The 13,875-nt window shown below is 59.4% G+C and carries 10 protein-coding genes and 2 pseudogenes; 11 read left to right on the plus strand and 1 reads right to left on the minus strand.

The features are described 5' to 3' along the window. Nucleotides 1-572 precede the first annotated feature (572 nt). From ABZS45_RS01995 to ABZS45_RS02040, 10 genes and pseudogenes are all read left to right on the plus strand, one after another. On the plus strand, nt 573-1,157 hold the full coding sequence (locus ABZS45_RS01995) for a heme-copper oxidase subunit III (RefSeq protein ID WP_010190575.1): 585 nt from the start codon (nt 573-575) through the stop codon (nt 1,155-1,157). Between the two features lie 67 nt (nt 1,158-1,224). Further along, the gene (locus ABZS45_RS02000; protein WP_029159009.1) at nt 1,225-2,112 is read left to right on the plus strand and encodes a c-type cytochrome; all 888 of its coding nucleotides are present in this window, start codon (nt 1,225-1,227) and stop codon (nt 2,110-2,112) included. Beyond that, complete coding sequence (locus ABZS45_RS02005; protein WP_284848336.1) at nt 2,109-3,329, plus strand: ubiquinol-cytochrome c reductase iron-sulfur subunit; 1,221 nt, start codon at nt 2,109-2,111, stop codon at nt 3,327-3,329. The genes ABZS45_RS02000 and ABZS45_RS02005 overlap by 4 nt, the downstream gene beginning before the upstream one ends. Beyond that, complete coding sequence (locus tag ABZS45_RS02010; protein WP_412100469.1) at nt 3,329-4,951, plus strand: cytochrome b; 1,623 nt, start codon at nt 3,329-3,331, stop codon at nt 4,949-4,951. The genes ABZS45_RS02005 and ABZS45_RS02010 overlap by 1 nt, the downstream gene beginning before the upstream one ends. A gap of 1,218 nt (nt 4,952-6,169) precedes the next feature. Next, the gene (locus ABZS45_RS02015) at nt 6,170-6,805 is read left to right on the plus strand and encodes a C40 family peptidase (RefSeq protein ID WP_412101123.1); all 636 of its coding nucleotides are present in this window, start codon (nt 6,170-6,172) and stop codon (nt 6,803-6,805) included. A gap of 158 nt (nt 6,806-6,963) precedes the next feature. Then, complete coding sequence (locus tag ABZS45_RS02020) at nt 6,964-8,037, plus strand: NlpC/P60 family protein (protein ID WP_412100471.1); 1,074 nt, start codon at nt 6,964-6,966, stop codon at nt 8,035-8,037. A gap of 3 nt (nt 8,038-8,040) precedes the next feature. Then, nucleotides 8,041-9,204, plus strand: a complete 1,164-nt coding sequence (locus tag ABZS45_RS02025) for a glycosyltransferase family 4 protein (RefSeq protein ID WP_412100472.1) — start codon at nt 8,041-8,043, stop codon at nt 9,202-9,204. Then, a pseudogene (locus ABZS45_RS02030) lies at nt 9,197-10,152 on the plus strand (ROK family protein). The gene ABZS45_RS02025 and the pseudogene ABZS45_RS02030 overlap by 8 nt, the downstream one beginning before the upstream one ends. A 66-nt stretch (nt 10,153-10,218) precedes the next feature. Beyond that, nucleotides 10,219-10,965, plus strand: coding sequence for a lysophospholipid acyltransferase family protein (locus tag ABZS45_RS02035; protein WP_412100473.1), 747 nt, complete (start codon nt 10,219-10,221; stop codon nt 10,963-10,965). Between the two features lie 72 nt (nt 10,966-11,037). Beyond that, nucleotides 11,038-11,952 (plus strand): annotated as a pseudogene (locus ABZS45_RS02040) (hypothetical protein); the annotation flags it as partial. A gap of 35 nt (nt 11,953-11,987) precedes the next feature. Here ABZS45_RS02040 and ABZS45_RS02045 read toward each other — a convergent pair. Beyond that, entirely contained in the window at nt 11,988-13,250 is a 1,263-nt protein-coding gene (locus ABZS45_RS02045; RefSeq protein ID WP_412100475.1) for a glycosyltransferase 87 family protein, read from the minus strand. 61 nt (nt 13,251-13,311) lie between these two features. Between ABZS45_RS02045 and ABZS45_RS02050 the strand changes: the two genes are divergently transcribed. Next, nucleotides 13,312-13,818 carry a polyadenylate-specific 3'-exoribonuclease AS gene (locus tag ABZS45_RS02050; RefSeq protein ID WP_284848329.1) on the plus strand — a complete coding sequence of 169 codons (507 nt, stop codon included), beginning with the start codon at nt 13,312-13,314 and terminating at the stop codon, nt 13,816-13,818. Nucleotides 13,819-13,875 lie beyond the last annotated feature (57 nt).

Raw genomic sequence — 13,875 nt, forward strand, 5'->3', positions numbered from 1 at the left:
TCTGCCGCGCTTTCTAGCGTCACGACTTCTCATGCCTCCGCCACACATCGTGGCGGAGGCTTTGTCGTTGGCAAGACGGCGTCGTACTGCGTTGCGGAAAGTTCCCAAAAAGGAGAAAAAATTTCGCTATGGGTGGAGCGCTGGGGGAGCGGGCGGCCGCTGAAAGCCTGTACCTGTAGGTCTGGGCCTAGAATTCCAGCACGTTAACGGCCATTTTTACGGGGGGCAACCGAAAGTTGCAGTCCTGCACTTTCATGTGTGGCGGTGGGTGTGATTTATCTCATTAGGGTTGGTTCGCCTGCTGCCGGGTTGCGGGCGGAACGCACCTCTTCTTGTCCTGTTGCTGGCTTCACAACAAGCGTTGCCAAGTCTCACTACCTGCAGGGATGGGGCGTCGTAAAGCGCGCTAAAAAGTTCCCGACTACTTCCTGGAAGATCTATAGTTCCTACACGGGGTGAAAACTGTGAAGGTCTAGGTAGTGGCCTCAAAAAAATCGGGGGGAAATGAGATGACTTATGCGGTCAGACCAGCCATACTGTTATGCGTGACGAGCGTAGTTTCTAACCAAGGTATGGCAGCACCACGTGTTGCCGCGCTGAACCGACCCAACATGGTCAGCGTCGGCACCATCGTGTTCCTGTCTCAGGAATTGATGTTCTTTGCTGGACTGTTCGCGATGTGGTTCACCTCGCGTGCGAACGGCCAGGAGGGTGACTGGGCAGAGCACACGGCGCACATCAACGTGCCCATGGGCTTCCTCATTACGAGTGTCCTGGTTCTTTCCTCCGTGACCTCTCAGTTCGGCGTGTTTGCAGCAGAAAGGGGTGACGTTTACAAGCTCCGACTCTGGTACTCGGTAACCATCGCGTTGGGTGTTGTCTTCTTGGGCATCATGGCGTTCGAGTGGACAGAGTTGATCATGGCAGGTCTCACTGTTCAGTCCAGTGTCTTCGGATCGGTCTTCTATATCCTGACCGGTTTCCACGCGGCACACGTGACTGCGGGTCTGATCGCCTTCGGAATTATCTTGGCGCGCATTGCCCGCTCCAAGTTCACGCCTGCACAGGCCACCGCGGCAATGGCAGTGTCTTACTACTGGCACTTCGTTGACGTTGTGTGGATTGGCGTGTTCGTAGTCATCTACCTAGTTCAGTAGGCCGTAGTCGCCGGAGAATAGCCGGCCTACAGTCATTCATCTCCATGTACGAGTTATCTAAAGGAAAATGATGGATAACATCCAGCAGCCCGCCGCAGTGGAAGACACCACTGCCGCGGCTAAGAAGACCCGCCGTCGCCGCAAGGCGAAGCGCACGCTTGCTGGCGTCTTTGCATTGAGCATCGGGCTTACCGGCGCAGGTGTCTTGGCTTCCGCCCTGACCCCTGACGCACAGGTGGCCACCGCTGCAAAGGATGACCAGGCACTCGTTCAAGAGGGCAAGGACATCTACGAAGTCGCTTGTATCACCTGCCACGGTGCGAACCTGCAGGGTATCCAGGACCGTGGTCCTTCCCTCGTTGGTATTGGCGCCGGCTCCGTGTACTTCCAGGTTCACTCCGGCCGTATGCCGATGATGTCCAACGACGCTCAGGCTGAGCGCAAGACTCCGCGTTACACCGAGCAGCAGACCCTGGCGCTTGCCGCCTACGTCGCTGCCAACGGTGGCGGTGCCGACATCGTCTACGACGAGGACGGCTCTGTTGCGCAGGAGTCCCTGCGTGGTGCTAACTACAACGGCCAGATCCAGGCCGAGGACGTAGCAAAGGGCTCCGAGCTCTTCCGTATGAACTGCGCGTCCTGCCACAACTTCACCGGTAGGGGAGGCGCTCTTTCCTCCGGTAAGTTCGCTCCGCCGCTCGACCCAGCCAACGAGCAGGAGATCTACCAGGCAATGCTGACCGGTCCGCAGAACATGCCTAAGTTCTCTGACCGTCAGCTGACCGCAGATGAGAAGAAGGACATCATTGCCTACCTCAAGTCTGCGAAGGAAACCCCGTCTCCGGCTGGTTGGTCGCTTGGCGGCCTCGGTCCGGTGGCTGAGGGCCTGGCAATGTGGATCATCGGCATCAGCCTTCTGTGCGTTGCCGCTATGTGGATTGGATCTCGCTCATGAGCAACGTAAAGAAGAATTACTCTCGTAAAGAGCTCGATGCTATGAGCAACGACGAGCTCGCAGCGCTCGGTACCGAGCTGGATGATGTCACCGTTGCATTCCGCAAGGAGCGCTTCCCAGTCGAGGGCGATCCCGCTGAGAAGCGCGCTGCTGGCAATGTCACCTTCTGGCTGATCATCTCCGTCCTGATGGGTATCGCTTTCCTCGGCGTGTACCTCTTCTGGCCGTGGGAGTACAAGATGTTGGGTGAGGATGGCCTGTGGTGGCACACCCTGTACACCCCGCTGCTTGGCCTGACCTCCGGCCTGTGCATCCTGGGCCTGGGCTTTGCCATTGTTCAGTACGTCAAGAAGATTCTCCCCGAGGAGATTTCCGTTCAGCGTCGTCACGATGGCCCCTCTGATGAGGTTGACCGTCGCACGCTGACCGCGCTGCTGAATGACTCCTGGACCACCTCGACTCTGGGTCGTCGTAAGACCATCATGGGTCTGCTCGGTGGTGCTGGCGTTCTCTTCGGCTTGACCGTTATCGCTCCGCTCGGCGGCGCTATCAACAACCCGTGGAAGAAGCGCCACGACCTGGACTACGCCGGTGATGGCACCCTGTGGACCTCCGGTTGGACCATGCACGAGAAGGGCGTCAAGCTCTACCTCGCACGCGACACCGGTACCATCGCCGAAAAGCACGAAGGGGAGTCCGGCTCTCACTACACCACCCGTGGCGTCACCCGCCTGGTGCGTGTGCGCCCGGAGGATCTCGCTGCCGGTGGTATGGAGACTGTCTTCCCGTTGGCTGCTGAGGATGTCAACGATGGTGCTGAGTACTCCGAGGATAAGGACGTCTACACCAACCACATGCACTCCATCCATGGCAACCGTAACGCTGTGATGCTCATCCGCCTGCGCAACGATGACGCTAAGAAGGCCATCGAGCGCAAGGGTCAGGAAGACTTCCACTACGGCGATTACTATGCCTACTCCAAGATTTGTACCCACATTGGTTGCCCGACCTCGTTGTACGAGGCTCAGACCAACCGTATTCTTTGCCCGTGCCACCAGTCGCAGTTCGATGCGCTGCACTACGGCAAGCCGGTCTTCGGCCCAGCCGCCCGTGCGCTGCCGCAGCTGCCGATTGACGTGGATGAAGAGGGCTACCTCATTGCTAAGGGCAACTTCATCGAGCCCGTCGGACCTGCATTCTGGGAGCGTAAGTCATAATGAGTAACAAACTTGCACAGATGGGTAACAACATGGACGAGCGGTATTCCGCTGCCGGCGTCCTGCGTACCCAGCTCAACAAAGTCTTTCCCACTCACTGGTCCTTCATGCTCGGTGAGATGGCACTGTACAGCTTCATCATCTTGGTGCTGACCGGCATCTACTTGGCGCTGTTCTTCGATCCTTCCATCACGAAGGTCATCTACGACGGCGGCTACACTCCGCTGAACGGCGTCGAGATGTCCCGCGCTTATGCAACGGCGCTGGATATTTCCTTCGAGGTGCGCGGCGGCCTGTTCGTGCGCCAGATGCACCACTGGGCAGCACTCATGTTCATGATGTCCATGATTGCCCACATGCTGCGTATCTTCTTCACCGGTGCGTTCCGTCGCCCGCGTGAGGCCAACTGGATTATCGGTTGCGCTCTGATCCTGCTGGGCATGGTCGAGGGCTTCCTCGGTTACTCCCTTCCGGATGACCTGCTCTCCGGTGTTGGTCTGCGAATCATGTCCGCCATCATCCTGGGTCTGCCGATCATCGGCACCTGGCTGCACTGGGCCATCTTCGGTGGCGACTTCCCGTCCGACCTGATGCTGGACCGCTTCTACATCCTGCACGTGCTGGTTATCCCGGGCATCATCCTGGGTCTCATCGCAGCGCACCTCATCATGGTCTGGTTCCAGAAGCACACCCAGTTCCCTGGACCGGGGCGCGCTGAGAACAACGTTGTCGGTGTCCGCATTATGCCGGTCTTCGCCACGAAGGCCATCGGCATGGGCATGATGGTTGCTGGCGTGCTGGCTCTTATTTCCGGCCTGATGACGATTAACGCCATCTGGAACCTTGGCCCGTACAACCCGTCCCAGGTCTCCGCTGGTTCCCAGCCGGATATCTACATGCTGTGGACTGATGGTGTTGCTCGTGTCATGCCGGCATGGGAGCTCTACATCGGCAACTACACTATTCCGTCTGCGTTCTGGGTCGCACTGCTCTGTGGCCTGATGGTTGTCCTGCTCTTCGCCTACCCCTTCATTGAGAAGAAGCTGACGGGCGACGACGCCCACCACAACCTGCTGCAGCGCCCGCGCGACGTTCCGGTTCGCTCCGCTATCGGTGCAGCGGCCATCACCTTCTTCCTGTTGGTAACGCTGTCTGGTGGTAACGACCACGTGGCACACTTCTTCCAGATCTCGCTGAATGCGATGACCTGGGTTGGCCGTATCGGTCTGATTGTCCTGCCGCCGATTGCATACTTCATGACCTACCGCATCTGCGTTGGTCTGCAGCGCTCCGATCGCGAGGTGCTGGAGCACGGTATTGAGACCGGCGTTATCAAGCAGCTGCCGAACGGTGCCTTCATCGAGGTACACCAGCCGCTCGGCCCGGTCGATGACCACGGCCACCCGATTCCGCTCGAGTACGCTGGCGCCCAGGTTCCGAAGCAGCTTAACCAGCTTGGTCTGGCTGACTCCGAGACGCAGGGTATCTTCTCCAGCGACGACCCGGCTATCGTGTCCCGCGTCAATGAGATTCGCCACGAGAACCACGCTGAGGAGACGGAGATGTTCCGTCAGCTCAACGAGGCTAACCGTCGCGATGACGAGGAGAATGGCCGCATCTAGCGCCTTCACTCACTGAAACACGCTCACAGAGCCCGCACCGCCTTCCACATAATAGGGAGGGGTGCGGGCTTTCAGCGTTTTATTGCATGAGGTGTATTAGGTGAAGTCCCGTGAGCCTTTGGCTGACCGTCCACGACGGGCCTTTGCGGTCTTCCGCTTGCTTGGCTTCCCTCAAGCTGTGATCTCCACGAAGTAGGTGGGGTAGGGGGCGTTCTGCCCGTGCGCGTGCGGCGCGAATAGAGCGCAATCTTGCCCCTTATGCGAGCCACTGGCGCGTGCTAGTGGGGCTAGAGGAAGGGGCAGTGAGCCCTTGTTCATTCCATAATCTGTGTCGCTCTAGGCAGAGCGAACAGCGTTGGGAGAGCTACAAGGGAAGAGGTTGGGGCAATTGCTGAGGCAAGCGGCAAGCCCCAGCGTTCATGATTCCCTTAGGCTTCACGCGTCCTTAGTAATTGATTTCAAACGGTGCGCTAGGTCTCCCTTGGTCGGAATCGCTGCGTTGAGTGTCGTGCGTGATTGGACAGTGCGCTTTCCGTGCTTCTCTTTCTATATATATGGCTACTGTTGCATCGGCGTTGGTCGCGAGTGATGGGAGGCGGAATGCGTGCGGGCCGGGGAGGGCGGATTTCCTTCTGCGATTAGTGTCGTTTGAGGCTCGGATGGGAGTTGGTGGTGGGTCAAATGGGGCTTTTGTTAAAGCGCATTACGGTGGTGTGACGAAGGTTACACAACCGGTTTTGTGGAGCTTTCTCGTTCGCGTAGTGTGGCAATGGTCTAGGGGTCGGTGCGTGTTTCTAAGGCCCTGATGTCGCTGGTCAGGGCATGCTTCCGGCGATAGTTATCGCGCATTGGAGTGGCAAACTTTTACACTATGTCGTTTAGGTTGCCATTTGATAACAGGACGGTAACGGAGTCAGTTTTGCGTTTCTGACTCGACATCGCTCGTGATGGTTTCGTAACCTATTCGAGACATTGAGTTACCGACACGGTGTACACATCACCGGTGCTCAATACGAACTGAAGATTTAAGCGCCGCGTCTGGCCCCTCCTAAAAATTCGGGGGCCGAGTGGAGATGGCTCTACAGGAATGAGTCATCGTCGAACACTAGGCCCGTCCCTTGGGTCAGAGCTTTCGTCCGCGTTGCAGAGAAGATAAACACAAGGTTTGTCTTCTTGGCGGAGAAAGTAGGCGCGCAGGAAGATTTGGAGTTTAAATTCGTGGCTAAGCACCGTCGTCAGGGCAACCTGAACACCCGTCGCATTGCATCCACTGCTGCTGTCGCAGCAACCGCAGCAGTTGTCACCCCGGCAGCCGCCAACGCCGCCGAGGTTGTCGTTCCGAACACCGACATCCGCTTCGAGGTTGCCGGCCTGGAGAACGTCCCGAACATTCAGCAGCTGCCGAACGTTGACCGCTACATCCCGGCTTTCAAGGCTAACCAGGGTGGCGGCTACGCCGCTGCTGTTGAGACCCCGGCCGTCGCAGCCCCGGCCCCGGCACCGTCCCAGTCTGTTGGCGAGAAGGTGCTCGCAGCCGCTCGTTCCGCAATCGGTTCCCCTTATGTCTACGGTGCTAACGGCCCGAGCGCCTTCGATTGCTCTGGTCTGACCTCCTGGGCTTACCAGCAGGCTGGCGTGTCCATTCCGCGCACCTCCCAGGCGCAGGCTTCCGCAGGTACCCCGGTGTCCCTCGATGCGCTCCAGCCGGGCGACGTCATCGTGTACTACTCCGGTGCATCCCACGTCGGCATCTACACCGGCAATGGCACCATCATTGACGCTCTTAACTCCGGCACCCCGGTGGGCGAGCGCTCCCTGCACTACATGCCGATTCACTCCGCAGTTCGCTTCTAAGCGCACTGGGTAGTCTTTTCAACCCCTTCCGCTACTCTTGCCATGTTGATGGTGAGGGCAGGGAAGGGGTTCGGCTATTCTTGTAGCCGTTATGCTTTTGCTCGACTGAGGGTATAATTCAGTCAGCTATTAACCGTCTCTAAGTTTCGGGGGTATCCATGTCGCGTCGAGGCCTTGCGTGTGCGGTCGCTGCACTTGCCTTGAGTACGGTTCCAGTTGCCGTCCTGTCACCATCGGCTGTGTCCCAGGAGATTTCTCCCGAGCAGCAGCACAGTACCCCGCAAGCGCAAGAGCCTGAAGATCTCCCTAGCCTCATTGAGCGTATGGCGGACGTTGCCCAGCGTGTGTCTGCCAAGGGCGAAGAGGTCAAGGGGCTTGAGGATGAGTTGGCCGAGTCGGAGAAGGCCATTGAAGAGTTAGACCGCAAGGCCGAGGACGCGCACCGCAGTTCCGAAGACGCCTCCGCGGCGGTAGCTGCGCAACAGGAACGCATCGATGCGCTCGCGCAAAAGCGTTACCGCAGGAATGCTGAATCGACCTCGGTCTCGGCTGCTCTGAACGCCAATGACGTTGCCAGTGCGGTCGAGCGCATGGGCTACCTGGGGGCCTTGTCCAAGGCTGCGAAACGTGAAGAAGATGCGATGGTAGCTGCCTCTGCCGCCGCCGCTGATGCGCACCAGGAAGCTGTCGATGCTGCCGAGGAGGCCCGCCGCAAGCGTGATGAATTGCAGGAACAGCGGGATACTGTTCTCAAGGAAAAGGCCGAGCTGGAGGAACAGCAGAAGGAACTAGAAGCGACCATTGATGGCCTCAGCCCTGAAGCCAGGGAGGCGTGGGTTCAGCACTTCGGCGGGTCTTCCGGTCTTGACCTAGCCGCGTTGGCTGATGGCTCTGGCTCCGCCGCGGTCGAGGCCGCACTCACCCGCATCGGCGCTCCCTATGGGTGGGGTGCAACTGGTCCCGATACCTTTGACTGTTCGGGTCTTATGGTGTGGAGCTACCAACAGATGGGCAAGAGCATTCCGCGTACCTCGCAGGCACAGCTTGCCGGCGGCACCCCAGTGCCGATGGATCAGCTGCAACCAGGGGATATCGTGGGCTACTATCCCGGCGTCACTCACGTGGGAATGTACATCGGTGATGGCCAAGTGGTGCACGCTTCCACCTACGGCGTACCGGTTGCCGTGGTGCCGCTTAATTCCATGCCCGTCCAAGGCGCCGTTCGCTACTAGGTTATGGCGCGCACCCTCCTCGTCACCAATGACTTCCCGCCTACTATTGGCGGGATTCAGTCCTATCTTCGAGATTTTCTAGCCACCCTCAACCCGCAGGATGTCGTGGTCTTCGCCTCGACTCAAGATAGTGACGCTGCCGCGGAGTATGACGCGACGCTGCCCTATACCGTGGTCCGCTGGCCACGCAGCATCATGTTGCCGACGCCCGCCACAGCTCGTCGTATGCAGCAGCTCATTCGTGAACACAACATTGAGGCAGTCTGGTTTGGTGCTGCAGCTCCGCTGGCGCTTATGGCGCCGTCCGCGCGTGCGGCTGGGGCGAGACGCATTGTGGCAACGACGCACGGGCATGAGGTGGGGTGGTCCATGCTTCCCTTGGCGCGGCACGCCTTGCGCAGAATCGGTCAGAATGCAGATGTCATCACGTATATCTCTGAGTACACGCGCAACAGGCTCGAGCCCGCGCTCGGCACGCGTGCCCAGTGGGTGCACCTGCCCTCAGCGGTCAACCTGGAGGATTTCACCCCGGCTACCACGGAAGAGAAACAAGCAGCACGGGAGCACTTTGGGCTAGGCCCAGGCCCGGTCATCGTCTGCATCTCCCGCCTGGTCCCGCGGAAAGGCCAAGACCAGCTGCTGCGCGCAATGCCGGAGGTGTGCGCGCGTATTCCGGATGCCCAGTTGCTCATCATCGGGCGCGGTCGCTATGAGGCGACTGTGCGTGAGCTTGCGCGTCTGTACTGCCCGGACGCCGTGGTGCAGGAAGCACGGGATACGGAGGAATTGCGGATGGCGCTACACGCAGCCGACGTGTTTGCTATGCCGGCGCGCACCCGCGGTGGCGGCCTCGACGTCGAAGGCCTGGGAATTGTCTACCTAGAGGCGCAAGCGGCGGGCCTGCCAGTGGTTGCGGGGGATTCCGGCGGCGCGCCGGAGACGGTAACGCCGGAGACGGGCATTGTTGTGCGCGGTTCCTCAGTGCCGGAGCTTGAGCAAGCGTTGTGCACGCTGCTTGGCGACGTCCCCGGAGCCCACCGTATGGGGGAAGCTGGGCGTCGCCACGTGGAAGAGCATTGGACGTGGGAGATTATGGGCTCACGATTGCGTGAGGTTCTTGAATGTGATCGTGGGCAGGACGCGGTATATCCTACTAGTCATGCTTGAACACACTCCCTCCGCTGAAAGCGACCACGCTGGCCTCACCATCGGGTTCGATATCGGTGGAACCAACCTGCGTGCTGCGGTGATTGATCCCTCCGGAGAGATTGTGGATTCGCTGAGTGTGCCCACCGCCGCGGATGCGCAAACACTCGAAGATGACATCGTGCGCTGCGTAGACAATCTGGCCGCATCCCATGACATCGAGGCCGTGGGGCTTGCTCTCGCAGGTTTTTGGATCCCGAGTGTGAAGTCGTTCGTTTCGCACCGCATTTGCCGTGGCGTGATGCCCCAGTACGAGAGATCCTCAGCAACCGTTTGGACGTCCCGGTTCGCCTAGAACACGATGCTAACTCGGCTGCTTGGGGGGAATGGCGCTTCGGTGCTGGCCGGGGTGCGAAGGACTGGGTCTTTTTTGCCGTGGGAACCGGCATTGGTGCCACGCTTTTTACAGACGGCACAATCTACCGAGGAGCTTTCGGTACCGCACCAGAGTTTGGGCACCTTGTCGTGTCACCGGGTGGGCGCCTGTGCTCCTGCGGCAAGCGTGGTTGCCTCGAGCGTTACGCCTCCGGCACCGCATTGCCGGATACCTGCGAGGATTTGCGCGGCGACTATGATACCGCCCTTCCGCTAAACCCCTCCGGCGAGGAGATCACCGCTGCTGCTCGACAGGGTGATCCACTGGGATTGGCCGTCATGGAGAACTTCGGCCAGTGGCTCGGGCAGGGGTTGTCCATGGTGGCAGATGTGCTCGATCCTGAGCTGATTGTAATCGGCGGCGGGGTGTCCCAGGACGCGGATCTTTACCTGGATAGAGCGCGGGAGTCCATGGCTAGCCAGATTGTCGGGGCCGGTCACAGGCCCCTGGCCCGAGTCGCAACCGCGAAGTTGGGTTCTGCGGCAGGTATGATCGGAGTCGCTGATCTCGCCCGCCAGGAGCACCGAGGTTAACACCGCACATTTTTCTTTCACCGGGCAGCACCGCCTGTTCGGCACATACAGATAGGACTATAAGCGATGCGAAACAAGTGGTACTGGGCCTTCAAGCACATCTTTTTCGGCCCGGCCCTTCGAGTGTGGAACCGCCCATGGTCCGAAGGAATGGAACGCATCCCGGAGTCCGGCCCGGCTATCTTGGCCTCCTCCCACCAAGCGGTGATGGATTCCTTCTACTTCCCGCTTCTGTGTCCGCGGCAGATTACCTTCTTGGCAAAGAGCGAGTATTTCACTACCCCCGGCTTCGTCGGACGCCTGCAAAAGTGGTTCTTTAGCTCGGTCGGGCAGGTGCCGATTGACCGCGTCAACAAGGACGCTAGTGACGCGATGCTGGCGAGCGCGGAACGCATTATCGGCCGCGGAGATCTCTTTGGCATCTACCCGGAGGGAACTCGCTCACCTGATGGGCGTATCTACAAGGGGCGCACCGGCATGGCGCGCATCGCGCTGACCACGGGTGAAAAGGTCATTCCGATCGCCATGATCAATACCCGGAAGGCCAACCCGATCGGTTCGTGGATTCCGCGCCCAGTTCGCGTCGGCATGCGCGTGGGAGAGCCCATCGACCCCCGAGCATGGGTCACTGAGCGCAATCTCGACCCACAAGATCACGCCACCGCTCGTGCCTTTACGGATTACGTGATGAAGCAACTCTCGGAGATGACGGGCGAACCTTATGTCGACGTGTACGCTTCCGATGTCAAGGCTTCCCTGCAAGCTGGACACGGCTACCCGGAAGGGGCCGAGCCCGGTTCGGAGGCGCGGTAATCAGTGACTTCCTCCCCCAAACAGCGATTAGCCTGGCCCGATGTAGCAAAGGGGATCTCCATCCTGGGCGTCGTGCTGTTACACATCACGCTCACAGTTCCAGAATCCAAAGACACGTGGCTGGCTGCCTTCAACGTGTGGCTGGACCCCTTGCGTTTGCCTTTGTTCTTTTTGGTGAGCGGCTTCTTCGCACAAAAGGTGTTTCGCTTCAGCTTCGCAGAGCTTTTCACGCGCCGCCTGTGGTACTTCCTCGTGCCTTATGTCGTGTGGATGCTCGTGGAGCTGCAGACTAAGCGTGTGGAGTACCACTGGGTATTCGGAGATCCTATTTTCGATGTTGATCAGATGGCCGCGAGCCTCCTAGTGGGGCATTCCATGGCATGGTTCCTGCATACGCTGATTCTGTTCAATATCTTCCTCTGGTGCGTGCGCAAGCTGCCCGGGTGGGCAGCGATGGCGTTGAGCTTTACCCCGATTCTGTTCATCGCTTGGCAGGCGCAGTACACCTCGATTGCAAAAGCCATCATGTTCCTCCCGGTATTCGTTGGTGCCGCCTATTTCCGGGATGCCATTGCTGCATTCGCCTCCGCCATCGAGGCACCGTTTAGGGGAACGTGGGATCACCGTAGCTTCTGGGCATATTCCGGGATGACCGTGGCCTATGCCATCGGATTTTTCACCCGCCGCGCGTGGGATAACTACTCAGGGGAAGTCGATGTCACCTGGTTGCTACCTGGTGCGGAAGCGCTGGTGCGGGATGATGTTCACATCCTCGTCCGCCTGGTAGAGCAGTTCTTCGAGGTTCCGGTAGGAATCGCCGTGGCGGTAGCGGTGTCTTATATTCCGGTCTTGTCCACCGGCCTGCGTTTTATCGGTTCGCACACGCTGCCCATCTACCTGGGGCACCCCATCGGCCTGACCGTTCTTTATGGCTACCCCATGGCACTCCACCCACGGGAGGTCACCCTGGCGGGTCAATGGCCGCTGGAAAACACCTGGTTCTGGCTCAGCATGTGCGTGCTCTATTGCGCTGTTGCGTCCTTGGCCCTATGGGCCCTAGGCAAGGTACCCGTTGTGGGCTGGACGCTGACCCCACCGCCGATCGGAGCCAGTCGGCGGAAGAAGGAACCTTCCTCCGCAGGTGTGAGCTTGAGCCAGCAGCTCAACGCAACGAGGAATACGACAAGCAAGAAGTAGTCATTGCCCGGAATCTGCTGCCACCACGACCACGTCAGTTCGAGTTGCTCATCGTAGGGGACAAGCCAGTGACCGCGGGCTAGAAGAACCAGCCATGTGAGGCTGGCAACGACCCAGCGGCGGCGGGCAGTCAGATACACCGCCACCAAGCACAGCCACGTGAAGTGGTGCGACCAAGAGACAGGCGAACACAGCAACGCTGCCGACGAGGCTAGCAGCAGAAGCTCAATCTGTGAGGATGTGCGCTCCATGACCCACCACAACGTCGCCACGATGATGAGACACCCGACTATCCAGAGGGCTGTTGCCTGCTCAGGGATGACGCGGCTGAGCAGGCCCCGGAGGGACTGGTTGCTGGAGTAGGTCAGTGTGCCGATGCGGGAGGAATCCCGGATGGTATCTCCCCAATACACCGTGGAGCTTGCCGGCGAAGCGAGGTGGCCCACCACGCCGCAGACCGCAAAGGAACCTAGGGCCGTAGCGAAAGCACGCCACTCGCGGCGGACGAAAAAGACCGCAAGGAAGACCGCCGGGGTCAGTTTGATAGCCATAGCCACGCCGCTAAGGGCCCCACGCCACGGGCTCCGCGAGTTCAGCAGCAGGCAATCGACAACGACCATCGCCGTCAACAGGAGATTGACTTGGCCGAAGCTGAGAGTATCGATAACGGGCTCGCACAGCAGACACGCACATAGCTCCCACGAAGACCACCAGCCGGGCCTGTGAGTGGTGCAACTCCGAGAAAGGACGGCGTAGAGGCAGCCCCAGAGCGCTGCCACCGATGCCGCAGTGAGGAGAACTGAGAGTAGCCACAGCGGTATCCACGACACCACGGCAAAGAGCACTGCGGCAAAAGGCGGGTACGTAAAGGGCAGTGAGACGCCGTTGTCGAGCACATAGCTTTGCGTGTAGAGATTCTCTCCGCGCAGCAGAGCGCGCCCTCCTTCGCGATATACATCGAGGTCAACGTGGTAATAGGGAAGCACGGAGCCGCCGCTGAATAACGCTGCAGGCTGGATAATCCACGGTAGGGCTGCCAGCCCAGCGATTATCAGGGGGAGAAAGGGAGAGGAAAGGGCTTTCTTCACGCCGCTGAGTATAGGCCCCCAGTGGCACGGCAGCTCTAGGCGGCAGACTAGGATACGGGACGTGCGCTACTTCTACGACACCGAATTCATTGAGGACGGATCGACCATCGAGCTGGTCTCCATCGGAATTGTCGGGGAAGACGGAAGCGAGTACTACGCGGTGTCCACAGATTTCGACCCCGCGAAGGCTAATGCGTGGGTGCGGGAGAACGTCTTGGATAAATTGCCAAGCCCCGCAGACCCAGTTTGGAAATCACGTGAGACCATCCGCGAAGAGCTCTTGAAATTCTTGGGCCGGCATTCCACGCCCATCGAGCTGTGGGCTTGGGTAGGAGCCTACGACCACGTGGTCCTTGCACAACTGTGGGGAGATATGGCTAGCCTGCCCAAGGGGATGCCGCGCTATACCCGGGAACTGAAGCAGTATTGGGAGTTTGCTGGCCGCCCTAAGCTGCCTCCAGTACCCAATGGCAACCACGATGCGTTGGTCGACGCCCGCCATAATCTGGCTAAGTTTCGAGTCTGCGAGCAGTATTTGCCGCTGACTAGGGGCAACCGCGTGCATTAACCGTGAATTAATACCGCAGCCGAAAAGTTCATTAACTAACGCGTGACAGGCCCAAGA

The organism is Corynebacterium aurimucosum, assembly GCF_046895345.1.
GTDB lineage: Bacteria > Actinomycetota > Actinomycetes > Mycobacteriales > Mycobacteriaceae > Corynebacterium > Corynebacterium aurimucosum_G.

Excerpts from the sequence above, each read along its gene's own strand:
- ABZS45_RS01995 (WP_010190575.1), top strand. The coding sequence starts at position 573 with ATGGCAGCACCACGTGTTGCCGCGCTGAACCGACCCAACATGGTCAGC.
- ABZS45_RS02035 (WP_412100473.1), top strand. The coding sequence starts at position 10,219 with ATGCGAAACAAGTGGTACTGGGCCTTCAAGCACATCTTTTTCGGCCCG.
- ABZS45_RS02005 (WP_284848336.1), top strand. The coding sequence starts at position 2,109 with ATGAGCAACGTAAAGAAGAATTACTCTCGTAAAGAGCTCGATGCTATG.
- ABZS45_RS02010 (WP_412100469.1), top strand. The coding sequence starts at position 3,329 with ATGAGTAACAAACTTGCACAGATGGGTAACAACATGGACGAGCGGTAT.
- ABZS45_RS02020 (WP_412100471.1), top strand. The coding sequence starts at position 6,964 with ATGTCGCGTCGAGGCCTTGCGTGTGCGGTCGCTGCACTTGCCTTGAGT.
- ABZS45_RS02025 (WP_412100472.1), top strand. The coding sequence starts at position 8,041 with ATGGCGCGCACCCTCCTCGTCACCAATGACTTCCCGCCTACTATTGGC.
- ABZS45_RS02000 (WP_029159009.1), top strand. The coding sequence starts at position 1,225 with ATGATGGATAACATCCAGCAGCCCGCCGCAGTGGAAGACACCACTGCC.